Source organism: Methylocella sp. (assembly GCA_037200525.1).
In the GTDB taxonomy this organism is placed as follows: domain Bacteria; phylum Pseudomonadota; class Alphaproteobacteria; order Rhizobiales; family Beijerinckiaceae; genus Methylocapsa.
On sequence record JBBCGG010000001.1, the window covers coordinates 4,016,659 to 4,040,747 of the forward strand.

Annotated in this window: 14 protein-coding genes and 1 pseudogene; 6 read left to right on the forward strand and 9 right to left on the reverse strand. The window is 61.1% G+C overall.

Features of this window, described 5'->3' with window-relative positions; genetic code table 11:
• Complete coding sequence (locus WDN46_19720) at positions 1–441, reverse strand: VOC family protein (protein MEJ0095545.1); 441 nt, start codon at positions 439–441, stop codon at positions 1–3.
• A 172-nt stretch (positions 442–613) separates the two neighbouring features.
• Between WDN46_19720 and WDN46_19725 the strand changes: the two genes are divergently transcribed.
• Entirely contained in the window at positions 614–1,993 is a 1,380-nt protein-coding gene (locus tag WDN46_19725; GenBank protein ID MEJ0095546.1) for a cation diffusion facilitator family transporter, read from the forward strand.
• 2 nt (positions 1,994–1,995) lie between these two features.
• On the forward strand, positions 1,996–3,300 hold the full coding sequence (locus tag WDN46_19730; protein MEJ0095547.1) for an MFS transporter: 1,305 nt from the start codon (positions 1,996–1,998) through the stop codon (positions 3,298–3,300).
• Positions 3,301–3,329: 29 nt separating this feature from the next.
• Here the strand turns inward: WDN46_19730 and WDN46_19735 are convergent, their stop codons facing one another.
• Together WDN46_19735 and WDN46_19740 are read right to left on the reverse strand one after the other, a co-directional pair.
• Positions 3,330–4,280, reverse strand: coding sequence for a cytochrome D1 domain-containing protein (locus tag WDN46_19735; protein ID MEJ0095548.1), 951 nt, complete (start codon positions 4,278–4,280; stop codon positions 3,330–3,332).
• An 8-nt stretch (positions 4,281–4,288) separates the two neighbouring features.
• Positions 4,289–4,840: an SRPBCC family protein gene (locus WDN46_19740; GenBank protein ID MEJ0095549.1), complete on the reverse strand. Its 552-nt coding sequence runs from the start codon at positions 4,838–4,840 to the stop codon at positions 4,289–4,291.
• Between the two features lie 1,063 nt (positions 4,841–5,903).
• Here WDN46_19740 and pepN point away from each other — a divergent pair.
• The 3 genes and pseudogenes from pepN (at position 5,904) to WDN46_19755 (ending at position 11,789) form a co-directional block, all read left to right on the forward strand.
• Positions 5,904–8,558, forward strand: coding sequence for an aminopeptidase N (gene pepN / locus WDN46_19745; GenBank protein MEJ0095550.1), 2,655 nt, complete (start codon positions 5,904–5,906; stop codon positions 8,556–8,558).
• 29 nt (positions 8,559–8,587) lie between these two features.
• A pseudogene (locus tag WDN46_19750) lies at positions 8,588–9,261 on the forward strand (O-methyltransferase).
• A 293-nt stretch (positions 9,262–9,554) separates the two neighbouring features.
• Complete coding sequence (locus tag WDN46_19755) at positions 9,555–11,789, forward strand: ATP-binding protein (protein ID MEJ0095551.1); 2,235 nt, start codon at positions 9,555–9,557, stop codon at positions 11,787–11,789.
• Here WDN46_19755 and WDN46_19760 read toward each other — a convergent pair.
• The 6 genes from WDN46_19760 to WDN46_19785 form a co-directional block, all read right to left on the reverse strand.
• Positions 11,775–14,735, reverse strand: a complete 2,961-nt coding sequence (locus tag WDN46_19760; protein MEJ0095552.1) for a bifunctional [glutamine synthetase] adenylyltransferase/[glutamine synthetase]-adenylyl-L-tyrosine phosphorylase — start codon at positions 14,733–14,735, stop codon at positions 11,775–11,777. The genes WDN46_19755 and WDN46_19760 overlap by 15 nt on opposite strands.
• The gene (locus WDN46_19765; protein ID MEJ0095553.1) at positions 14,713–16,200 is read right to left on the reverse strand and encodes an ATP-binding protein; all 1,488 of its coding nucleotides are present in this window, start codon (positions 16,198–16,200) and stop codon (positions 14,713–14,715) included. Before WDN46_19765 ends, WDN46_19760 begins: the two co-directional genes overlap by 23 nt.
• Positions 16,184–16,867, reverse strand: coding sequence for a response regulator transcription factor (locus tag WDN46_19770; protein MEJ0095554.1), 684 nt, complete (start codon positions 16,865–16,867; stop codon positions 16,184–16,186). The genes WDN46_19765 and WDN46_19770 overlap by 17 nt, the downstream gene beginning before the upstream one ends.
• 129 nt (positions 16,868–16,996) lie before the next feature.
• Positions 16,997–18,538 (reverse strand): Do family serine endopeptidase, encoded by a 1,542-nt coding sequence (locus tag WDN46_19775; protein ID MEJ0095555.1) that lies wholly within the window; start codon positions 18,536–18,538, stop codon positions 16,997–16,999.
• A 271-nt stretch (positions 18,539–18,809) separates the two neighbouring features.
• Positions 18,810–19,580 carry a DUF2155 domain-containing protein gene (locus WDN46_19780; protein MEJ0095556.1) on the reverse strand — a complete coding sequence of 257 codons (771 nt, stop codon included), beginning with the start codon at positions 19,578–19,580 and terminating at the stop codon, positions 18,810–18,812.
• 124 nt (positions 19,581–19,704) lie between these two features.
• Positions 19,705–20,106, reverse strand: coding sequence for an NADH:ubiquinone oxidoreductase subunit NDUFA12 (locus WDN46_19785; GenBank protein ID MEJ0095557.1), 402 nt, complete (start codon positions 20,104–20,106; stop codon positions 19,705–19,707).
• A gap of 308 nt (positions 20,107–20,414) precedes the next feature.
• On the opposite strand from WDN46_19785, the gene WDN46_19790 reads away from it, so the two are divergent.
• Positions 20,415–24,071 (forward strand): vitamin B12-dependent ribonucleotide reductase, encoded by a 3,657-nt coding sequence (locus WDN46_19790; GenBank protein MEJ0095558.1) that lies wholly within the window; start codon positions 20,415–20,417, stop codon positions 24,069–24,071.
• Positions 24,072–24,089 lie beyond the last annotated feature (18 nt).

Below are 24,089 nucleotides of genomic sequence, written 5' to 3' on the forward strand. Positions count from 1 at the left end.
CTACCATACCCCTGTGTTGGGCATGGAGGCCCAGGGTTCCTGCTTTTGCTTGGGTTCGCCTTTTTGCAGCAGCTCGATCGAGATGTTGTCGGGCGAGCGAATGAATGCCATATAGCCGTCGCGCGGGGGCCGGTTGATGGTGACGCCCGCCTTCATCAAGCTGTCGCAGGTCGCATAAATATCATCGACGGCGTAAGCCAGATGGCCGAAATTGCGGCCGCTGCCATAGGCCTCGCTGTCCCAATTATAGGTCAATTCGACGAGCGGCGATTTGGAGTCTTTGGCGCGAGCGACGTCTCCGGGGGCGGCGAGAAAGATCAGGGTAAAGCGACCGGCTTCGTTTTCAACGCGCCGCACCTCAACAAGGCCCAGTTTCTTGGTGTAGAATTCAAGTGATTTGTCGAGGTCCGCGATACGGACCATCGTATGCAGAAATTCCATGTTGGACTCCCTTGATCGGGTTCGCGCCGCGACATGATTTGCGGCTGGATCTGGATGGGGCATCGATATAGCACAAAAGATGCGCGTCCCGCCCCACGAACCTCTGGCGCGGCAAGTTCACGCTTCACAGATAATTGAGCGGAAAAATGCGGCGGCGAAACGGGACGAGGCGATGAACGACCATCAGCAGCGCAAGGAAAGGGCGGCCCTCGGCTCGATCGCGGTCAGCTCCGCCATGACCATCGCCAAACTGGTCGCCGGCTTGAGTTCCGGGTCGCTGGCGGTGCTGTCCGAGGCCGGCCACAACCTCGCCGATGTCGCGACGACGGCTCTTACCTATTTCGCGATCCGGATCGCGAATAAACCGGCGGACGAAGAGCATCAATACGGCCACGCCAAAGTCGAAACTCTGGCGGCGTTGATCGAAACGGGATTTCTGTTCGCGCTCGCCGCGTTCATCCTCGTCGAGGCGGTCAGGCGCCTCGCCAGCCATAATGTTCACGTCGAAGCAAATTACCTCATCTTCGCTATTCTGTTCATCTCCATCATCGTCGATCTCTTCCGCTGGCGCACGCTCAAGCGAATCGCCAAGCAAACGCAAAGCGAGGCTCTCGCGGCCGACGCCATGCATTTTTCCAGCGACATCGTAAGCTCCTTGCTGGCCATCGCCGGTCTCATCGCAGCGCATTACGGCTATCCGCAAGGCGATGTCGCCGCCGCCGTTGGAGTCGCAGCCTTTATCGCGATTGCGGGCTATCAGATCGGGCGGCGCACGATCGACACATTGATGGACGCTGCGCCCAAAGGCCTCACCGAAAAAATCTTGCCCATTGCGCAATCGGCTCCAGGCGTCATCAAGGTCGAGGCCTTGCGGCTGCGGCCGGCGGGGGCCGAGGTCATGGGCGATCTCGCGATCACGGTCGCCCGAACCTTACCGCTCGAAAAGGTCGCCGTGATCAAGCGCAATGTGGCGACGGCGATTGCAGCGCAGCATCCCGAGGTCAACGTCACGATCTCAACGCGGCCGGTGGCGCTCGATAACGAAACCATTCTTGAACGGATTTTGTTGATCGCGGCCAAGCGCCATGTGCCGGTTCATCACGTCACCATGCAGGACATCGACGGGCGGACATCGGTTAGCTTCGATGTCGAACTCGACGGCCGCATGCCGCACGCCCAAGCCCATGAGATCGTCACCGGGCTCGAGGCCGAGATCGGCCAGGAGCTTGGCCCCGATATTGAGGTCGAAAGCCATATCGAGCCGCTGGAGCCGCGCCAATTGCTCGGTCAGGACGTCGATCCGACGACGCGCGCGGACATAACAGCCGCTTTGGCGAAGAGGATGTACGACGCCGGCGCCCTCTACGACATCCACAATGTGAGGGTGCGCCAAACGCCCGCTGGTCTTGTCGTCAACTATCATTGCCGCGTTGATCCTGCGCTCAGCGTCGACCAAGTGCATGAGCACGTCGATGCGCTGGAGCGCAAGATGCGCGCCGATTTCAGCAACATTATTCGCATCGTCGGTCACGCGGAGCCTCTGCGCGGATGATCGTGAGCCGCCCGCCCGCCGCCGCTGGCGCGGCCCTTCCTATGCTCGCCGGCTTGCTGCGCAGCAAGCGCTTCGCGCCTTTGTTCTGGTGCCAGTTCTTTTCTGTGTTCAACGATAATTTTGTGCGCAACATGCTGGCTATGCTGATCCTGTTCCGGCTCGGCGAAAGCGAGGCTGGCGCGCTCATCACGCTCGCTGTCGGAATCTTCATGGCGCCGTCTCTGCTGCTCTCGGGATTGGGGGGCGAGATGGCGGATGCGCAGGACAAAGGACGCCTCGCCAGGGCGCTGAAATTTTCCGAAATCCTTGTCCAGGTCGTAGCTGCGATCGGGCTCTGGCAGGCTTCGCTGCCCCTGCTCTATGCGGCGCTGTTCGGGCTTGGCGTGATCGGCGCGCTCTTTGGCCCATTGAAATACGGCATCCTGCCCGATCTCCTCAAAAGCGAAGAACTCATTGCCGGCAATGCCTTGGTCGAGGCGGCGACCTTCGTCGCCATTCTGCTGGGATTGATCGCGGGAGGCCTGTCTGCGATGGGCCGCGCGCCCGAAGGGACCGTGCTTCAGTTGATGCTGATCGCCCTCGCCTGCTGGGCCGCGAGCCTGTTCATTCCCCCGACAACGCGCGCGGCCCCAAACTTGCGCCTCAACCCAAATATCTTCGCCTCGACGCGCGCGTTGCTGCTTGAGATCAAGCGCGACCGCCAGCTTTGGAGCCGTAGCCTTGCGGTGTCCTGGTTCTGGATGACCGGAGCGGTGGCGCTTTCGCTCACGCCTGTTATCATACGCAACAAGACGGGCGGCGGGATCGCGGTCGAGACCGCAATCAGCGCGCTCTTCGCCCTTGGCATCGGGATTGGCTCGCTCGCGGCGGCGGTGATCGCCAAAGGCCGCATCCTGCTGCGCCCGGTTCCGCTCGCCGGCATCGGCATGGCGGCGTTTCTGATCGACCTCGGCGTTTCGACATGGAGCCTTCCGACGGCGCGCGCGGAGGTTGCTCTCGGCGCCTTTTTCAGCTCGGCCATCGGCATCCGCATCGCCTTTGACGTTGTCGGCCTCGCCTGCGCCGGCGGACTGTTCGTGGTGCCATTATTCACGGCGATTCAAGCCGACGCCGCCAAGGAATGGCGAGCCAGGGTGATTGGCGGCGTCAATATACTGAATTCGATTTTTATCGTTCTCGGCGTGATCGTGACGGCGACGCTGCAAAGCAAAAGCGTCGGCCTGACCGAACCCGTTCTGCTCGCGGCGCTCGGCGTCTTAACCTTAGGCGCATCTTATTACGTGCGAAGGTTCGTGTCGCGGAACTGACGGTTCGGCTTTGATCCGCGCCGCTGCTCCTAAGGCGTCTTGCGCAAAAATGTCCCGAACGCGCGAGGGCCATCGCCAACCGGCATTTTAGCCGTCACATCAAGCGTATCGGCGGCGATCGCCCAGACGTCGTTTGAAAACCAGTTGACGACATAAATCGTCTTTCCATCGCCGCTGGCCTCGATCCCCTCGGGATATTCGCCGACCGAGATTCGCTGCAAAGGCTTTAGCGTCGCGAGATCGAAGACCGAAACGGCTCCCCCATATTGGTCGGTGGCGAAGCCGCGCCCATTGGCCAATGCGACGACATAGGGCCGCTTGCCAACCAGCACGGTCCCGATCAGCTTTTGCGTTTGAAGATCGACCACCGACACGTCATTGCTATCGACATTCGCCGCATAGACCAGCCGGCCATCGGGGTCGATGGTGACGCCGAAAGGATGCTCGCCCACCTTGACTGTCGCCCGCACCGAAAAACTCGCCGCATCGATGATCGAGATTTGATCGGCGTCGCGATCGGCCGTCACGATCAAGGCGCCGTCCGGCGTGACGGCGACGCCGGAGGGAGATGCGCCGACCGTAAGATCGGCGACGATTGCGCCCGCCGCGACATCGATTTTATAGAGCCGCGGCAGATAAAAACCGGCGACATAGAGAAACCGCGCCGCCGGATCGACGGCGATTCCGAGCGGCGTGTCGGGCATCATGATCTTCGCCGAAATTTTCCGCGAAACAGCATCAATCACGGAGACGAATTTGCCCTCGGTGCTGGTGACGAAGGCGGTGCGACCATCGCGCGCCATGGCGATTCCGGCCGGCTTGCCGCCGACCGGAATATGCGCCGCGATCTTTTGCGTCGCCAGGTCGAGCACGCTGACGCCATCGCCGCTCTGCTCGGTAATGAAGGCCTCGTCCGCCAGCGCCGGGACGCAGCAAAGCGCCAATCCCAACGCGGCGAAGACGCTTGCGTGTTTTCCCATCGAAAACGCTAGTTTGTCGCCTCAATCTTCTTCTTCAAAGCGTCAAGACCGCTTCTGTAGAGGGCGTCGACAGCTTTGACGGCGGCTTCGTCGCTAAGCTCCGGCGGCGGATCATTATTGGGATAGCCGCGATAGAAGGCGCCGCGCCATTCAACCGTGCTCGTCTTGCCGTCGGGGCCCGGCAATACGTCGATGGTGGAAGAATAATTATTGACCGGCAGAACCTTCACGTCGACTTTCGGCATGTAATAGGAGTAGGTGAATTTATTGGCGTCATATTTGGTCAGCTCCTCGTCGACGCTCGCGCCGCCGCCGAGATCCAGATGTCGCTTTGCAACGTCCGGCATATTGCCGCCTTCGCCTGTCGTGGCCTTGACGCCAGGGTGCCAGCTCACATCTTGGAAATTGCCAATAATGGCCCAAACCTTCGCGGGCGGCGCATTGATCTCGACCGTTTGGGTTGTTTTCTGGCGAGTCGGCCCGTGCGCCCATGCGGCGCCGGCTAGAGCTGGAACCAGGGCGGCTCCGATCAGAATAGATCTAAAAACGCTTGCAGCCATAACCTTGACTTTCCTTTTGACTTTTTTCCCGACACCCTAATCTTATAGGATCAGTTATCCCTTAACTTGCGCCCGCAGTCATTTTAGCCTTTGATTCCATGCGCATATCTCGATTACATGCGCCGTTGTCGGTTCTTATTCTTTGCAAAGCCAGCGTCTTCTGCGAGGAATGAGGAACGCAATGGCGACGCAATCAAAACGATTAACGGCCCCCTCGGCTGACCAAACCGGGACGGCGCGCGAATGGCGGAAACTTCTATCTCGCCGTCGTCGGCAAGGACGGCATGGACTTTTATGTTCAAGCTCGACAGTCGTCAACGCGAGGGTTGATTTGGCTCGTCTGCTACGGTGACGTCAGCACAAGCGCGAGAAAAGGCTCAGGAATGGCGTTCTCTGATTTCTCAGCGGGAGTCGAAGCCTGTAGAGCAAAAGCCGTCCCAGACCGCTAAAGGCACAAGACATCGGGCGAGCATGCGGAGGAGTGTGGCGACGAAGCGCGGCGAATGGCGCAGCTCAATCCGCGCCGATGGCGTCGCTCCGCCATTAACCCTGCGCCGCCGGCCAGTTTGAGAACGGAGCCGCCTCAACAAGAACCCCCGCCGGCTAGTGAAAACGCGGCGGGGGCAGTTTGCACTACCAGATCACGATCGTTGGGCCTTAATCAACCTGGGGGTATTATAAGGGGGTGGCGAAACGGTCCGGCTCCCGCGGGCATGGGGTCCCGCGCTTTTTGACCGAGGGAGAAACAGGACACCCCCGGCCAAAAGTGACTTTTGGAGCGGGCGTGTTACCTGGCGATGTCAGCGAAGCGAAAATTTGTTGCGGGTGTAATCTGCCGAGCGTCACGCCCCCCTGCTGGCGCTTTTTTTGCCGGCCCAAGTGGAGCTGTTTTCGCTCTATGGCTATGGGCATCGCTCGTCCTGACGCTCGGGTTCAAGCCTCAGACCGAACCCTGGAGGCCCAGCTTCTCGCGCCAACTTTGACGCCTCGCCGACCAACGCCATATGATCGGCTTAACGCTCCCTGCGAGCCTTCGCCCCAGCCGCCCGTGATTGAGGTTTTGATGCGCACCGACAATGCCGAACCCGTTCGCCTGAGAGACTACCGGACGCCGGATTATCTGATCGATAAGGTCGATCTCGAGGTGAAGCTCCATGCCACCGCGACTCGAGTGATAGCGCGCCTCGGCATTCGCCCAAGCCCGCGAGGATGCCTGGGAGCGCCGCTCATTCTCGACGGCGACGGCCTCGTCGCCAAAAAAATTACGCTGGACGGCGAGACTCTCGATCCCGCGTCAGGGCTCGTGACGGCAAACCACCTGACGCTGGCTGCGCCACCGCAAGTCCCCTTCACGCTGGAAATCGAGACCGAAATCGATCCCTCGGCAAATACCCGCCTCATGGGGCTGTTCCGTTCGGGCTCGGCCTATTGCACGCAATGCGAACCGGAAGGATTTCGCCGCATCACCTATTTTCTCGACCGGCCCGACGTGCTCAGCGTCTATACGGTGAGAATTGAAGCGGACCGATCCGAAGCGCCTCTTCTGCTATCCAACGGCAATAAAATCGACGAAGGCGAACTTGAAGGCGGCCGGCGCCATTTCGCGGTCTGGCATGATCCGTTTCCAAAACCCTCCTATCTCTTTGCGCTCGTCGGCGGCGACCTCGGCTCCATTCACGATGAATTTATCACGCAATCCGGACGCAGGGTCGCGCTCGGCATTCACGTCGAACATGGCAAGGAGGCTCAAGCCGCCTATGCAATGGACGCGTTGAAGCGCTCGATGGCCTGGGACGAGACCGCATTCGGACGCGAATATGATCTCGACGTTTTCAACATCGTCGCCGTCTCCGATTTCAACATGGGCGCAATGGAGAACAAGGGGCTCAATATCTTTAACGACAAATATGTCCTGGCCTCGCCGGCGACCGCGACCGATGCCGATTACGCCCATATCGAAGCTGTGATCGCACATGAATATTTCCACAATTGGACCGGCAACCGGATCACCTGCCGCGACTGGTTCCAGCTTTGCCTGAAGGAAGGCCTGACGGTCTTCCGCGATCATGAGTTTTCATCGGATATGCGCTCTCGCGCGGTGCATCGCATCGGCGATGTGCGCGCATTGCGGGCGGCGCAATTTCCTGAGGACGCCGGCCCGCTCGCGCATAATGTGCGGCCCGACGTCTATCACGAGATCAATAATTTCTACACGGCGACGATCTACGAGAAGGGCGCCGAAATCATCCGCATGTTGAAAGTGCTGATCGGCGATGAGGCCTTCGCCAACGGCATGGATCTTTATTTTGACAGATATGATGGGACCGCAGCGACGATCGAGGATTTCATCGCCTCCTTCGCTGAGACCGCGCGGCGGGATCTGACGCAATTCTCGCGCTGGTATAATCAATCGGGGACGCCGCTCGTCAAAGTCACCGCCGACTATGACGCCGCTGCTCGCACCTTCACGCTCGAATTGACGCAATCCTCCAAGCCGACGCCTGGACAGGATCGCAAGGAACCTTTCGTCATTCCGGTCGCGCTCGGCCTGCTAGCCAACGGAGGCGATTTGACGTTGCGCGTTTCCGATAAGGACGGCGCCACCCCCAGCGAAATTTCCCGCGGCGTGTTCGAGCTCGCAACGCCGCGCCGGAAGATCATCTTCCACGATGTGCCAAGCCGCCCGGTGCCGTCTTTGCTTCGAGGTTTTTCGGCGCCCGTGCGGCTGGAATATGCGGCGAGCGAAGCCGATCTCATCACGCTCATCGCGCATGACAGCGATTCTTTCAACCGCTGGCAGGCGGCGCAGACATACGCCACGCGCCTGCTGCTTCGTTCGGTCGAGGCCATCCGAGCGGGCGGCGAGCCATACCGCGATCGCGGCTTTATCGACGCGCTTGCCATCGTCATCAAGGACAGCGCCGATCCCGCCTTCGCAGCGCAGATGATCGCCCTGCCAAGCGAAGCCGACATCGCGCGCGAGATCGGCGAGAATGTCGATCCCGATGCGATCCACATTGCGCGCGAGTCTCTGCGGCGCTCCATCGGTCAAAGCCTCAAAGAGGCTTTGCTCGCGTCTTATGCGCGATTGGCGGAGAATGGGCCCTATTCACCCGATGCGGCTGCGGCTGGACGGCGCGCTTTGCGCAATGTCGCGCTCGATCTCCTTTGCGCTGGCGATCCAGTGGAGGGAGCAATTCTCGCCAGGCGGCAGTTCGAAAGCGCCGATACGATGACGGACGAAATCGCCGCGCTGAGCGCGCTGGCGCAAACTCCGGGCGTCGCACGCGAAAGCGCCCTTGAAGCGTTCTATAGCGCCCATGAAGGCGAGCCGCTGGTTATCGACAAATGGTTCGCGCTGCAGGCTACTATTCCCGAATCCGAAACGCTTGGCCGGATCAAGGGATTGATGATGCATGACGCTTTTTCGTTCGGAAATCCAAACCGCGTGCGCTCGCTTATTGGCGCCTTCGCCGCCGGAAATCAGACGCAGTTCAATGCAAGCGATGGCGGCGGCTATGATTTCATCGCAGACATTGTCGTCGAGCTCGATCGAAAGAATCCGCAGGTCGCGGCGCGGCTTCTCGCAGCGTTCAAGAGCTGGCGTTCGCTTGAAGCCAAACGCCGCGAGCGTGCGCAAGCCGCGTTGCGCCGCGTCGCTGCGCAAGAGGGTCTTTCTCCCGATGTGAAAGACATCGTCGAGCGCTCGATCGGCTGAAGTTATTCCGATAAGCCAAAGGAAAATTGATGACCGAACAGCTCTGGACAAAGGTCGATAGCTATTTCGCCGACATGCTTGCGCCAAGCGACGCCGCGCTCGACGCGGCGTTGGAGGCCAGCGCCGCGGCGGGCCTGCCGACGATCAATGTAGCGCCCAACCAGGGCAAATTGCTGCAACTTCTGGCGCGCATCCAAGGCGCGCGAAACATCCTCGAAATTGGAACTCTCGGCGGCTACAGCACCATCTGGCTGGCCCGCGCGCTTCCCCCCGACGGCCGACTGATCACCTTGGAGGCCGATCCTAAGCACGCCGAAGTCGCTCGCTCCAATTTTCTGCGCGCTGGCCTCGCTGACAAAATCGAACTGCGACTTGGCAGAGCGCAGAATACGCTGCCACAACTTGAGGTAGAGGAACGCGGACCTTCGACCTCATCTTCATCGACGCCGACAAAAAAAGCATCCCCGCCTATTTCGCCTCCGCCCTAAAACTGTCGCGACGCGGCAGCCTGATCATCGTCGACAATGTCGTGCGGAAGGGCGCCGTCATCGACCCCGATAGCGCTGATCCCGATGTCCAGGGCGTGCGGCGATTCAACGAACTGGTAGCCGCCGAGCCTCGCGTCAGCGCTACGGCAATCCAAACCGTCGGCGTCAAAGGCTATGATGGCTTTGCAATCGTTCTCGTCACCGCCGACGAGTAGCGTCGCCGCACCGCTTCGTTTGGCGCCAAAATTTACATACATTTTTAATTAATTTTCTGGACAAAAACGCGAAGTCGGAGTCTCATGATTCGCGACTCGGAGAGGTGCGGCACATCACTCCGGTCGGTTTCGAGGGGGCCCCTATGGCGCGTGCAAACGCGGCGCATGCTTCTGCACGTGCAGACGCAGCGCGTATATTTGCCGGAACGCCGGCGCTTGACTCTACGACAGCGCACTCCGCGTCTCTTGGCCTATCACGATTTGAAGTTTGGGTGCGACGCGGCGTTCCCGCAATGGTTGCGTTGTTTATTAGCGCGCTAATTGCGATGATTACGGTCATGGCGCGCGACTCCTATGATCATGCGCTCTCTGACGCACTGTCCGACCTTGAGCTCGTCGCGGCGGTAGTCGCCGACGATCTCCCAGCCGCTTTGAAACAAGCTGCGTCGCGCGATCTCGACGCAGCTCTGGCTTTGGCTGTCCCCTCTCGCGCCTTGGCTCGCGGACAGCAGGCGCTGGCGACTAATCTTGCTGGCGATATCATCGCGACGGCTCCAGCCGCCCTCGGCGCCAGCGGCGCTCTTGCCGACTATCTTGGATCCGCCCAACCTCTGACGATTTTCGCCGAAAAAGCCGGCGTCCTGCGCATTAACCTCGCGGACGGCACGGACGCTCTGGCGACAGTGCGCACTCTGGCCCCTCCCCTCGGCCAGATCGCCCTTATCTATCCGATGGCCTCGGTTCTGGCCGAATGGCGCGCCACTGCGTTTCGCACCGCTGTCCTTAGCATCTGCACAATCCTCGTTCTGGTTGCGCTAGCGCTCGCCTATTTTTGGCAGGCCTCCCGCGCGCGCGATGCGGACCGCATTTGCAAGCGGGTTCGCGATCGCATCGACACGGCATTGAGCCGAGGGCGATGCGGACTTTGGGACTGGGATCTCGCGCGCGGAAGAATCTACTGGTCGGATTCCATGTATGAAATCCTCGGCATGTCGCCGATGGGGCAATTCCTTTCCTTCGGCGACATCAATGCGCTGGTTCATCCGCAAGATGGCGACCTCGCGGCGATCGCCGAAATGCTAACGGCTTCAAAGGCCGATTCCGTCGATCACGCTTTCCGCATGCAGAATGTCAAAGGCGAGTGGATCTGGTTGCGAGCGCGCGCCGAGCTTGTGCGGGATCGGCCCGGCGTTGCGCCTCATCTCGTCGGCATCGCCGTCGACATCACCGAACAGAAGGCGCTCGCCGAGCGCACCGCGACCGCCGACATGCGCCTGCGTGACGCAATCGAATCCGTGTCGGAGGCCTTTGTTCTTTGGGACGCCGACAACCAGCTCGTCATGTGCAATTCCAAGTTCCAGAAATTCCACAATCTGACGAGCGAAGCGGTCAGCGCGGGAACGCCCTATGTGCAGGTGATGGAGAAAGGAACTCCGCCGCTGATACAAGCGCAAACGACGCTTGGCGAGCGCCCGCAGGCCGGAGCGCGCACTTATGAGGCGCGCCTCGCCGATGGACGCTGGCTGCAGATCAACGAACGGCGCACCAAGGACGGCGGCTATGTTTCAGTTGGCACCGACATCACCACCTTGAAGCGTCATGAAGAACAATTGATGGACAGCGAGCGTCGCCTGATGGCGACCGTGGCGGACCTGCGCAAATCGCGCCAGACTCTTGAATTGCAAGCGCAGCAACTTGCCGACCTCGCCGAAAGATATCTCGAGCAAAAGGCCGAGGCCGAGACGGCGAACCGGGCGAAGTCCGAATTCCTCGCCAATATGAGCCACGAGTTGCGCACGCCGCTCAACGCCATCATAGGCTTCTCCGAGGTGATGCAGCAGGAGACCTTCGGCCCGCTCGGATCGAAAAAATATGTCGATTACTCCAGCGACATTAAACAGAGCGGCGAATATCTGCTTGGCGTGATTTCCGATGTTCTCGACATGTCGCGTCTCGAAGCCGGCCGGGTGCGGCTGCAAAAGAGCGACTTCGAAATCGACTCCGCGGTCAGCGGCGCGGTCGCGGCGATCGAGACCATCGCCAGAAAGAAGGAAATCACTCTCGTCGCCGAAGCCCTGCCCGGCAAGCGGATCCATGGCGATCGCGACGCTTTGCAGAAAATCCTCACGATTCTGCTTCGCAACGCAGTCAAATTTACGCCGGAGCAGGGACGCGTCAGCGTGCGCACGCGCATCGTGCAGGGCGCTCTCAACGTCTATGTCGAAGATACCGGAATGGGCATCGCTTCGGAGCCGCTCGCGCGGCTCGGTCGGCCGTTCGAACAATTGGACGGAGCGCTCGACAATGGCATGAAAGGCTCGGGGCTAGGTCTCGCGATCGCGCGATCGCTGGTCGATCTTCATGGCGGCTCGATGCGCATCCGCTCGACCGTCGGGACCGGAACGATCGTCCTTGTACATCTGCCGCAATCGCGCGATGCGCCGCGACAGAAGCTTTTGCTGGCGACGGCCGCGCCGCGCCGGGCCTCGCCGCCGCCGCAAAAATTGCGCGCCTCAGTCCGGGGTTAGAACACGACGGAAAATCGCGCGCACCTTTTGGCGCATTTCGTTGAGATCGCTTTCCAGCGCGCTGACGCTCGGCAATTCCGCAGCATTGGCGAGGCGTCGCTGGACGGCCTCGCTGGCCTCGCGCGGATTGCCGCCAGGGTCCAAGGTTAGGCGCAGCATCTGCGTCACATCGGTCATCAGGCGATGCGCGTCCAAAAGCACGCGCGCATCGTCGGCGGCGATCAGGCCGAGCTCGGCGGCGGTCTCGATGACCGTGAATGTCGAAACGCTGATCAGCGCGGGATGCGCATGGGCGCGACGCAGCAGAAGATATTGCGCCAGGAACTCGATGCATATCAGCCCCCCCGCCGCAAGCTTCAGATCCCAAGGGTCCTTGTCCCCTTTGACGTTGGCGATAAGATCGCGCATTTCGCAGACTGCGCGCGACAGGGCTTTATTGGGGCGCTTGCGCATCAACAGGGTGCGGATGGCTTGGCTGGTCCGCGCGGCAAGCTCCGCGTCGCCGGCGATGACCCGCGCCCGCGTCAAGGCCAGATGCTCCCAGGTCTCGGCCTCATTATTTTGATAATCGATGAAGCTATCGAGCTGCGTTGCGACCGGGCCTTTGCCTCCGGATGGACGCAGCCGCAGATCAACGTCATACAGCGACCCGCGCTTTGTAGCGACCGTCAAGGCCGAGACGAGGCGCTGTGCGATGCGCGTGTAATATTGCACGGCGTGAAGGGAGCGCGGGCCGTCAGAGTCGGGATGTTCGCGATCAAAGCTATAAATGAGGATCAGATCGAGATCGGAGGCCGCCGTCATTTCGCGCGAGCCGAGCTTGCCAAGCGCAAGGACGATGCAGCGACCGCCGGGGACGCGCCCATGCTCTTCAGCAAAGACGCGCTCGACGAAGGCGAGCGCCGCCTCGACGATGCTCGACGCCAGCGCGGAATAGGCGTGCGCCGCCTCGGCCGGACGGATCGTTCCCGACAAGAGCTTCAAGCCAATCGGAAAAAGCTCTTCCTTGGCGAAATCGCGTATCGCGTCGAGGAACTCCTCGGTTCCCGTTGATTTTTGTAAAATCCGGTCGGCGCGTTCCTTAAATCCCGCCTCATCTACCGCAGTCTTGAGAATGCGCGGGTCAATCGTCGCGTCGAGAAGATGCGGATGCGTGATCACCATGCGCGCAAGCCGGGGGGCGCCGCCCAAAATATCGGCGAACAGCTCGCACATCTGAGGATTGGATTTCAGCAGAGAGAAGAGCTCGACCGCTCCCGGCATGCGAGCCAATGCCCTATCGAATCCCGCCAGCGCCGTGTCGGGATCGCCGGAGCTGGCGAAAGCCTGAAGCAGGCCGGGCACCAATTCAGTCAGGACTTCGCGCGCGTGCGCGGTGCGCACCGCCGGTCGGCGCCCGAAATGCCAGCCGCGGATCGTCTCCGCGGCGACCGAGGCCTGCTTGAAACCGAGCCGAGACAACGTCTCCAGCGTTTCGGGATCGTCGCCGACGCCGGTGAAAACGAGACTTCCCGTGGCGGCGTCGAGCGCGGGCGAATGCTCGAACAGCCGCGCGTAGTGATGCGATACGCGGCTCATGTGAGCGATGAGTTCAGCCTCAAAATCTTTTTGCCGGGCAAAGCCGCAAAAGCGGGAGAAACGCTGCAGCGCTTCGGGGTCTTGCGGCAAGCGTTGCGTCTGCTCGTCCGCGATCATCTGCAACCGGTGCTCGATCTCGCGCAAGAACACATAAGCGGCGCCAAGATCCTTCACCGCCTGCTCAGTCACCCATCCGTCGCGGCCGAGTTCGTCCAGCATATCTAGAGTGCGGGAGCCGCGGAGGTTTGGCCTTTTGCCGCCAAAGATCAATTGCTGGGTCTGTACGAAGAACTCGATCTCGCGGATGCCACCGCGACCGAGTTTGACGTCGTGGCCGGCGACCGTAATCTCGGCATGTCCGCGCACGGCATGGATCTGGCGCTTCATCGCATGAATGTCGGCGATGGCGGCGTAATCGAAATATTTGCGCCAGATGAAGGGCGTGAGAGTTTCCAGAAACACGACGCCAAGCGCGCGATCGCCCGCGACGGGACGCGCTTTGATGTAGGCGGCTCGCTCCCAGTTCTGCCCCAGAATCTCGTAATAGGCATAGGCGGCGGGAAGCGCGACCGCGACAGCCGTTGAACCTGGATCGGGCCGCAATCGCAAATCGACGCGCAGGACATAGCCGTCGCCCGTGCGTTCCTGCAGCAGCTTCACCAGACGTTGGGTCAGACGGACAAATAAGGTAGCGGGGTCCATGACGCCTGTAATCGCGGCGCTATCCGGATCAAAGAACACAGCGAGATCGACATCGCTCGAATAATTGAGCTCGAAGGCTCCGAGTTTGCCGAGCGCGAGAATGACGACGCCAGAGTCTGTCTCGGGCTTTTCGAGATCTGCAAGCTTCAGCCTCCCGGCGCGCTGAGCCTCGCGCAGCAGGAAACGCATGGCTGCGCGGATAAAGCCATCGGCGGCGCGCGACAGGGCTGCGGTTGTTTCGACAACATCGAAAACGCCGCCAAGATCGGCGAGCGCTATGAGCAAAGCGGTCTCCTGTCGCGCCAACCGCAGCGCGCGCATGATGACGGCCTCATCCACCGACTGATCGCAGGTCGCGTCCAAAGTTGCGAGGCAATCATCGAGCCGCGCCTGCGGAGGGCTGGCGAGACATAGCGCGAGGCGAGCCGGATCGGCGGCGGCGAGGCGCCAGAGGAATGGCGAATGATCGGCGAGAGCCGCGAGGAGAGGTTCTACGCCGGGCTCCTCAACAAGCTCCTTCAGGCCCAAAGCGTCCGGCGATCCGAGAAAATCAGCGAGGCGCGATTCCGCTCGATGAGCGTCGGCGAGGCGAGGCGCATCGCGGAGACGCCGGTAAAGCGGCAGGTTTGCTCCGCCGAGCTCGTTAATCGGCTCTCTCTTTTTCATGCGCCACCGGTTGCGCCGCATCGATTTGCGCCATCTCGCGGGACAGGGGCGTCGCCGGGAGTTTAAGGACGACGCGAAGGCCGGGCGCATTATCCTCAATCCGCAAGTCGCCATTATGCAAATGCGCCACCGCCGCGGCAAGCGATAGGCCAAGACCGGAGCCGGGACGCGAGCGCGAGTTTTCAAGCCGCACGAACCGGTCGAGCACACGCGCGCGATCTTCGACGGGAATCCCCGGACCATGATCGGCGACCATGATCTCGATCGCGGGTCCGCACCGCCGCGCCGATAAATCCACGCTTTTTCCCCAAATCTTAGAGTCGCCCGTGGCAGGCTGCGGCTTCTGCTCGTCCGCCTCGCCGCCATATTTCAAAGCGTTGTCGACGAGATTGGAGAGCGCCTGACCGACAAGCTCGCGGCTGCCATGAATGATCAGGTCAGGCTCGACATTGATGTTGAGACTAAACCCGCGCTCCTCCGCCGCCGGCTCGTAGAGTTCTCCAACGTCGCGCGTGACCGAGCCGGCGTCGAAATCGGTCATGCCCTCGCGGCCTGCCCCAGCCTCCGCTCTTGCAATGTTGAGGAGGGCGTCGAAAATCTGGATCAGCCGGTCGGATTCCTCGATGACTTTTTCGAGCGCGCAGCGATATTCCTCCGGCGTCTTGGCGAATTGCAGCGCCTGCTCCGCGCGGCCGCGAAGGCGCGTCAGCGGCGTCTTGAGATCATGCGCTATATTGTCGGAAACCTGCTTCAGTCCCGCCATGAGTTCGGAGATGCGCTCCAGCATGGCGTTGAGGTTTTGCACGAGACGGTCGAGTTCGTCGCCGGTTCCGGCCAGGGGCAAGCGGCCGGACAGATCGCCGGCGACGATCGTGCGGGCGTTGGCGTTAATGGCGTCGACCCGCTTCAGCACGCGCTGCGCGACCCAGAGTCCGCCGAGGGTTCCGATTACCACAAGCCAGAACAGCGACTTGAGCAGGGCGCCGCCGAGAATCTGGCGCAAGCTTTCGCCTTCCTCAAGATCGTGTCCGACGACAAGGCGAAAGCCGCCCGGCAAGGCGAAAATGCGAGCTAACGCCCGGCGGTCTTTCGCAGCCGCGTCGCCTGCAGGCTGATATGTGGTCTCGACAAGGCCCGGATGATTCAGGACGCCTTCCGGCAAATTGGCGATATTGCCGGCGATCGGCTCGCCCGCGGGAGTGGTGAGAAGATAGAGATCGGCGCCCGGCCGTTGAGCGCGGTTTTTGATGCTCTGGACAAGATGGCGGATGCCGCCTTGCGAATATTGTTCGGATAGTCCGGCGATGTCGGCGTCGACCGTCTGCCCGATCTGCTGGTCGATCAGCATTTTCACATTGTCGCCGACGCTGCTGAGAACCATGCCCGCGCCGATCGCCGAAATCACCAAATAGGCGAGCGATACCTTGAAAACTGTCGTGCGGAAAAGCTTAGCGAGAGCCGTCACGGATCATGTATCCCGCGCCCCTTATGGTCTGCAGAAGCGGCGGATCGAAGCCTTTGTCGATCTTGCTGCGTAGCCGCGAAATGTGAACGTCGATGACATTGGTTTGCGGATCGAAGTGGTAGTCCCAGACGTTTTCAAGGAGCATGGTTCGCGTCACCACCTGCCCCGCATGTTTCATCAAATATTCCAGCAGGCGGAATTCGCGCGGCTGCAACTGGATTTCCTTGCCGTCGCGGGTGAGCTTATGGGCCAGACGGTCTAGCTCGAGGCCATTGATGCGATAGAATGTTTCCTCGCCGGTCCCCGGCCGCTTGCGCCTTGCAAGAACCTCGACGCGGGCGAGAAGCTCAGAAAATGCGTAAGGTTTGGCGAGATAGTCGTCGCCTCCAGCGCGCAGGCCTTTAACGCGGTCATCAACCTGCCCAAGCGCCGAGAGAATCAGCGCCGGGGTCTCGATTTTCTGCGCGCGAAGGCCGCCGATGAGCGAAAGCCCGTCCAACTTCGGCAACATGCGATCGATGACGAGGACGTCGTAGCCTTCCTCGCGCGCTCGAGCGTACCCCTCAAGCCCGTCGCCGACGTGGTCAGCGACGTGTCCGGCCTCGCGAAATGCCTTGGCCATGTAATTGGCCGCTTCCGAATCATCTTCGACAATAAGAATGCGCATGAATGACATAATACCGATTCCCCGGAAAAGCAGCAGGCCGGGAGTCTCCTCCCGGCCTGTCGTATCCTGGAGCCGGCGCCGCGGCGGGGGGCTACCTGGCGGCGGCTCGCAAGCCTCTTCGGTCGAGGCTTAGGAAGCTGGATTCGGGGCGATAGCGACGAAGCGCGTGCCTTCGCTGCCTTTGACGCGAAGCAGCACGGCCTTGCGGCCATCCTTCTTGGCGTCGGTCAGCACGGACGAGATGTCCGCAGGTGAGCTGACAGAGTGTCCGCCAGCCTCAAGGATGACGTCGCCGACGCGCAGACCCTTCTGAGCGGCTACGCCGTCCGGGTCGATATCGGAGACCACCACGCCTTCGCTGCCTGCGCCCTGAACTGAGGATGCGGGGGCGAGTTTCAGGCCAAGACCGGTCAGCGCGGCATTCGCCGTGGCGGCGTTCGGCTTGAGCGAGGCCTGCTTGTCATCCGGCAACGAGCCAAGCTTCACGGAGACGGTTTTCTCCGACCCATCATGCCAATACATCAGATCGGCTTTCTTGCCCGGTCCGAGCGCCGCAACCTTTTTGGCGAGGTCGCGCGGTCCGTCGATCCGCTCGCCGTCAACGCCAAGGATCACATCGCCGGATTTGATGCCGGCAGCCAGCGCGGGAGAATTCGGCTGAGCTTCTGCGACGAGAGCGCCCTTGTTCGATTTCAGGCCGAGGCTGTCGGCAATTTCGTCGGTCACAGGCTGAATCTGAACGCCGATCCAGCCGCGCGCCACTGCGCCCTTATCCTTGAGCGTGGCGATGATCGTCTGCGCCGTTTCCGACGGAATGGCGAAGCCGATGCCAACGCTGCCGCCGGACGGCGAGAAGATCGCGGTGTTGACGCCGACGACATCGCCCTGCGTATTGAAGGTCGGGCCGCCCGAGTTGCCGCGGTTAACCGGCGCGTCGATCTGTAGGAAGTCGTCGTAAGGGCCGGCGCCGATGTCGCGGCCGCGCGCCGAGACAATGCCAGCCGTCACCGTTCCGCCCAAGCCGAAGGGATTGCCGACGGCGATGACCCAATCGCCGACGCGAGGAACGGCGTTGGAGAAATTGACGTGCGGATAGGAGCCGGACTCTTTGATTTTCAGCAGAGCGAGGTCGGTCTTCTTGTCGGTGCCGACGACAGTCGCATGCAGCGTTTTGCCTTCATCCGTGGTCAAGGCGACGTCGGTTGCGTTCTCGACGACGTGATTATTGGTCACGACATAGCCATCAGAGGAAATGATGAACCCCGAACCCTGCGCCTGGGATGAGTGCGGCTTGCCTTGATGACCGAACTGCTGCGCGCCGCCCTGTTCGCCGAACCGCTTGAAAAAGCGCTCGAGCGGATCGCCCGGAGCGAAATGCGGGCCTTCCTCTTCATCGCTATCGCCTGCGTCGGCCGTCTCGGTGATCTTCACCTTGACCGAGACCACTGCGTCGCGCACATGATCGACGACATCAGCAAATGACACCGGCGATACAGCCGGAGCCTGCGAGGACTGTGCTATCGCCGGTTGCGGCGAAATGAAACTATTGGCAAGCGCGCCGGTCAAGGCGACGGTCGCTACGGCTCCGAGCAGCGCTGCACGAATATGCCGCCGAGGCGCGGGTTGCGGAACCCCTGTCTGTTCAGGTCGGGGAAGCAAGGAAATCGCCATTGATTGAATTCTCCATTGCGAAAATTTCTTGTTTGGCTGCGGCGGTTGAACCGAGCAGGTGATTATGAACATGGGGGAGCCGAGCTTACCTCGCGATGTCGGCGGCATGAATTTTAGGTAAGGTTCGCGCTGAGGTCTCGCTCATCTGCCCGAGCGCAAACGCGGGGGACGGCGAGACGGGCGCCGCGAGCTTCCATGCAATGTTGCAGGGATCGCAGCGCTAGCTGCCCGTCAGCGGATCGCGGGCTGAAGGCGGCTTCGGATTCTCTGGCTAGAATCCGCCGTCCGCTGGCGGAGAAGCGGGGGCGTAACGCTGCGATGGCGCGCGGCGTCCATCTGGAACGAGGCCGGGAGGAACGGGATCTGATGGGTCAGCGGCGGGCCCGCGCGTTCTCGGCCCGTTGAAGCCTGGGGGCGGCCCGACCTCAATCGGCGCGTTATTTTGCGGCGAGGGCTCCTCGCCAAAATCATCGGACGGCGGCTGCGGAGCCTGCGGTTGCACGCGGCGCGGCTTCGACGGAGGCTTAGCCGGCAAAGGCTTGGCGTTTTCCGGCGGCGGAGGGGTGGGCTCGGTCGCGGTCACATCGGGATTTGCGATTGTCTCGCCGCCGCCTTTGCAATCGGTCAGCCAGATATCATAAACCGGATGCTCGATTGCATGCAGACCTGGACTCGAGGCGAACATCCAGCCGGAAAAAATCCGCTTGTAATCATTCTGCGCATCGACCTCGTCGACCTCGACGAAGGTCGTCGTCTGCGGGGCCTCGGTGGCCGGGCGGGTATAACAAGCCCGCTCGGTGATTTGCAGCGTCCCGAACTGAACGGTCTCGTCCATCGCCACTTCGAACGAGATGATTCGCCCGGTGATTTTGTCCAGTCCGGAAAACACCGCGATCGGATGCTTGATCTTGTCGGCATGGGCGCTTTGCAGGGCGGCGAGGCTCGAACAAACGAGGACGCCGGCGGAGAGAATCGAGCGCGCGGACAACCGCCGCGGAAACGAGAAGCGCCGCAGCGGAATCAAGGCCAAATTCGCGATCATGGAGGCAACGCCCAGCCCCCTAGCCAAGGCCGCGCGCGACTCGCTGGCGATGCGCCAAGCCGTCGATCCCGGCTGCCGGAGCCTAGAAGGTCTTAAGGAACGGTTTATGGCCAAAACCAAACTTTCAGCCTTCCGGCGTCCAGGCGTCGTAATCGCCGGTCGCCCTCGGCCGCGCATTGGCGCGCAAAGTGGAGCCCGGCGGCCGCCAAGCTTCCGGCGTGCCCGTCAAATTGGGCAGATGCGGCAATTGCCATGGCCGCCGGGTATAGTTTTCCTCAGTCGGCGGAATATCTACGGTGTGGTGCAGCCAGCCATACCAGCCGGGCGGCGTCATCGACCCCTCGCTCACGCCTGCGTAGATTACCCAGCGCCGCTCAAAGCCTAGCGCGGGATCAACCTTCGCCGTGCGGTAGTAGGTGTTGCCGAACTCGTCTTTGCCGACGAGTTTGCCGTGCAACAAAGTGTGAACCCAGGTGTTGAGCGTCTGGCCGTTCCACCAGGTAAAAATCATGGAGAGCAGTTTCATCGGCTGGAAGCCTTGAGCTTTGCTGATCTTGTCACAAGCAGGCGTCTTTATGGCTGGCGCCGGGCGCGCTGTCCAGCCTGACGATCCGCGGCGATGGGCGCGATCCGCGGATTCCTCGCCCGGCGGCGATTCGCCTTACCGAGGCGCGCCGATTCGGATGACGCAAATGAAAGTTCTCCACAAGCCCGAATTAGCGGGGAAAGGGTCAATTTCTTCGTTGTGGGATTGGAAAAGATGTACGACATTTACGGCATCTTAATCGATCAAACGCTATATATAGTGTGAAACGAGTTCTCGGGGGCACGAAAATGCATATTGCGCGGCGCTACACTAAAGAGGGCCAATCCCCCTATGCGGAGATCGAATTCCGCTTGACCAAAAGCGAGATTCGCAACCCCGACGGGTCGGTCGTGTTCGCCCTTGAAGGCGTCGAAGTGCCGACCGCCTGGAGCCAAGTCGCCGCCGACGTTCTGGCGCAAAAATATTTCCGCAAGGCCGGCGTGCCAGCCCAGTTGAAGCGCATCGAGGAAAATGCGGTCCCCTCTTTCCTGTGGCGCTCCGCCCCCGACGAGGCGGCCCTCGCAAGCCTGCCCAAGGCCGAACGCTATATTTCCGAGATCTCCTCCAAGCAGGTGTTCGACCGGCTCGCCGGGACATGGACCTATTGGGGCTGGAAAGGCGGTTATTTTGATTCCGAGACCGACGCGCAAGCCTTTTTCGACGAATTGAGGTTCATGCTGGCAAAGCAGATCGCCGCGCCCAATTCGCCGCAATGGTTCAACACCGGCCTGCATTGGGCCTATGGCATCGACGGGCCGAGCCAGGGTCACTATTACGTCGATCCGGAGACGGAAGAACTCGTCAAATCGCTGTCGGCTTATGAGCATCCGCAGCCGCATGCCTGTTTCATTCAGTCCGTCGCCGACGACCTCGTCAACGAGGGCGGCATCATGGACCTTTGGGTGCGCGAGGCGCGCCTATTCAAATATGGCTCCGGCACCGGCTCGAATTTCTCGAAGCTCCGCGGCGAGAACGAGAAGCTTTCGGGCGGCGGCAAATCATCGGGCCTGATGTCATTCCTGAAAATCGGCGACCGCGCCGCCGGCGCGATCAAATCCGGCGGCACCACCCGGCGCGCGGCGAAGATGGTCGTCGTCGACGCCGATCATCCCGATGTCGAGGATTACATCGAATGGAAGGTGAAGGAGGAGCACAAGGTCGCGGCTCTCGTCACCGGCTCCAAGGTCATGAAAAAAGCGCTGAAGGCGATTCTCCGCGCCTGCGTCAATTGCGAAGGCCCCGGCGATGATTGCTTCAACCCGGAAAAGAATCCGGCGCTGAAAAAGGAGATCAAGCTCGCCCGCCGCGCTTTCGTGCCGGACGCCAGCATCAAGAAGACGATCCAGATGGCCCGGCAGGGTCAGACCGACATCGACTTCGAGACCTTCACCACCGATTGGGACAAGGAAGCCTATCTCACCGTTTCCGGCCAAAACTCCAACAATTCCGTCCGCGTCACCGATGCTTTTCTGCGCGCGGTCGAGGAGGACGCCGATTGGAGCCTGATTCGCCGGCTCGACGGCAAAGTGCATAAGACCATCAAGGCCCGCGCATTGTGGGATAAGATCGGCCATGCGGCCTGGGCTTCGGCCGATCCGGGCTTGCAATATCACACGACGATCAATGATTGGCACACCTGCCCGGCCGCAGGCCCGATCGTCGCGTCGAACCCCTGCTCCGAATATATGTTCCTCGACGATACGGCGTGTAACCTCGCCTCGCTGAACCTGCTGCAGTTCCGCGATCCCGGAACGGGCGACCTCGACATCGAGGCTTACGAACATGCCGTCCGGCTGTGGACCATCGTGCTCGAGATCTCGGTAATGATGGCGCAATTTCCCTCAAAAGAGATCGCCGAGAATTCCTACAGATATCGCACCTTGGGTCTTGGCTACGCCAATATCGGCGGCCTCTTGATGTCGTCCGGCATCGCTTACGACAGCGAGCAAGGCCGCGCCATCTGCGGCGCGTTCTCCGCGATCCTGACCGGCGTCTCCTATGCGACTTCCGCCGAAATGGCCGGCGAACTCGGAGCGTTCGCGGGCTATGCCGACAACGCCGACGCTATGTTGCGCGTGATGCGCAATCACAAGCGCGCGGCCGATGGCGAGGCCTTCGGCTATGAGGCCCTGTCGATCGCTCCCGTTCCGCTTGATCATGCGGCGCTGCCCGTGAAAGCGCTCGGCGATCATTCCCGCGCCGCCTGGGCGCGCGCCGTCGCGCTCGGCGAACAGCATGGCTATCGCAATGCGCAAGTCAGCGTCGTCGCGCCGACCGGCACGATCGGACTGGTGATGGATTGCGACACCACAGGCATCGAGCCTGATTTCGCTCTCGTCAAATTCAAGAAGCTCGCCGGCGGCGGCTATTTCAAGATCATCAACCGCGCCGTCCCTGAAGGTCTTCGCGCGCTCGGCTATCCAGAGCCGCAAATCGACGAGATCGTCGCCTATGCCGTCGGCCACGCCTCGCTGCGGGACGCGCCTGCGATCAACCACGCGAGCCTCGCCGCCAAAGGCTTCACGGAAGCCAAGCTCGCGGAGCTGGAGGCGACTTTGGCCGGCGCCTTCGACATCAAATTCGTCTTCAACAAATGGACTCTCGGAGCCGAGTTTCTCGCCGCCAATTTGAAAATTCCGGCGGAAAAACTCGAAGACCAGAACTTTGATCTTTTGACGCATCTTGGCTTCTCCCGCGCGGAAATCGACGCCGCCAACGTCTATGTCTGCGGGGCCATGACCGTCGAAGGCGCGCCGCATCTCAAACTCGAACATTATGCCGTGTTCGATTGCGCGAGCCCGTGCGGGCGCACCGGCAAGCGCTATTTGTCGGTCGAGAGCCACATCAGAATGCTGGCGGCGGCGCAGCCGTTCATTTCGGGCGCGATCTCGAAGACGATCAACATGGCCAATGACGCGAAGGTCGAGGATTGCAAGGAGGCCTATATGCTCTCCTGGCGGCTCGGGCTCAAAGCCAATGCGCTCTATCGCGACGGCTCGAAATTGTCGCAGCCTTTGAACAGCCAATTGATCGAGGACGATGACGACGAGGCGGATGAAGCCGTCGAAGTTCTCATCGCCTCCAATGCGCCCGCGCGCGCAAGCGCCGTCGCCGAAAAAATCGTCGAGCGCGTCGTCGAGCGGATCGAGCGCCTCCGGGAGCGCGAGCGCCTGCCTGACCGACGCAAGGGCTATACCCAGAAGGCGGTGGTCGGTGGCCACAAGGTCTATTTGCGCACGGGCGAATATGTCGACGGCCGCCTCGGCGAAATCTTCATCGACATGCACAAGGAAGGCGCCGCCTTCCGCTCGTTGATGAATAATTTCGCCATCGCGATTTCGGTCGGGCTGCAATATGGCGTGCCGCTCGAGGAATATGTCGACGCCTTCACCTTCACGCGCTTTGAGCCTGCGGGATTCGTGCAGGGCAATGACGCGATCAAGAACGCGACCTCGATCCTCGATTACATCTTCCGCGAGTTGGCGATCTCCTATCTCGGCCGCAACGATCTCGCGCACATCGATCCAACCGACTTCGGTCCTGACGCCTTGGGCAAAGGCGAGACGCAGGGACGCCAGCAGCAAGGCCCGATGCCCGCGTCAACGGCAAAATTCGTGTCGAGCGGCTTCGTGCGCTCGAAAAGCGACAAGCTGATGCTGGTGCAAGGTGGCACCAAGGGCGCGACCGCGCTGAAGGAAAATCTCGCGCAAGACGTGGAGGCGCAACTCGGCCAGCTCAGCTGGGCGACGCCAGCGGAAGGCGCCGCCATAGCCGAAAAGCGCACCCAAGCGCGGATGAAAGGCTATACGGGCGAAGCCTGCAGCGAATGCGGAAATTTTACGCTGGTGCGCAATGGGACGTGCCTCAAGTGCGACACCTGCGGGGCTACGACGGGGTGTAGCTAACGACGCGCGACGGTTAAT

Bases quoted from the DNA above. Each gene is read 5' to 3' on its own strand.
- WDN46_19755 (MEJ0095551.1), top strand. From the start codon at position 9,555: ATGGTTGCGTTGTTTATTAGCGCGCTAATTGCGATGATTACGGTCATG.
- WDN46_19775 (MEJ0095555.1), bottom strand. From the start codon at position 18,538: ATGGCGATTTCCTTGCTTCCCCGACCTGAACAGACAGGGGTTCCGCAA.
- WDN46_19740 (MEJ0095549.1), bottom strand. From the start codon at position 4,840: ATGGCTGCAAGCGTTTTTAGATCTATTCTGATCGGAGCCGCCCTGGTT.
- pepN (MEJ0095550.1), top strand. From the start codon at position 5,904: ATGCGCACCGACAATGCCGAACCCGTTCGCCTGAGAGACTACCGGACG.
- WDN46_19790 (MEJ0095558.1), top strand. From the start codon at position 20,415: ATGCATATTGCGCGGCGCTACACTAAAGAGGGCCAATCCCCCTATGCG.
- WDN46_19785 (MEJ0095557.1), bottom strand. From the start codon at position 20,106: ATGAAACTGCTCTCCATGATTTTTACCTGGTGGAACGGCCAGACGCTC.
- WDN46_19720 (MEJ0095545.1), bottom strand. From the start codon at position 441: ATGGAATTTCTGCATACGATGGTCCGTATCGCGGACCTCGACAAATCA.
- WDN46_19735 (MEJ0095548.1), bottom strand. From the start codon at position 4,280: ATGGGAAAACACGCAAGCGTCTTCGCCGCGTTGGGATTGGCGCTTTGC.
- WDN46_19780 (MEJ0095556.1), bottom strand. From the start codon at position 19,580: ATGATCGCGAATTTGGCCTTGATTCCGCTGCGGCGCTTCTCGTTTCCG.
- WDN46_19760 (MEJ0095552.1), bottom strand. From the start codon at position 14,735: ATGAAAAAGAGAGAGCCGATTAACGAGCTCGGCGGAGCAAACCTGCCG.
- WDN46_19725 (MEJ0095546.1), top strand. From the start codon at position 614: ATGAACGACCATCAGCAGCGCAAGGAAAGGGCGGCCCTCGGCTCGATC.
- WDN46_19770 (MEJ0095554.1), bottom strand. From the start codon at position 16,867: ATGCGCATTCTTATTGTCGAAGATGATTCGGAAGCGGCCAATTACATG.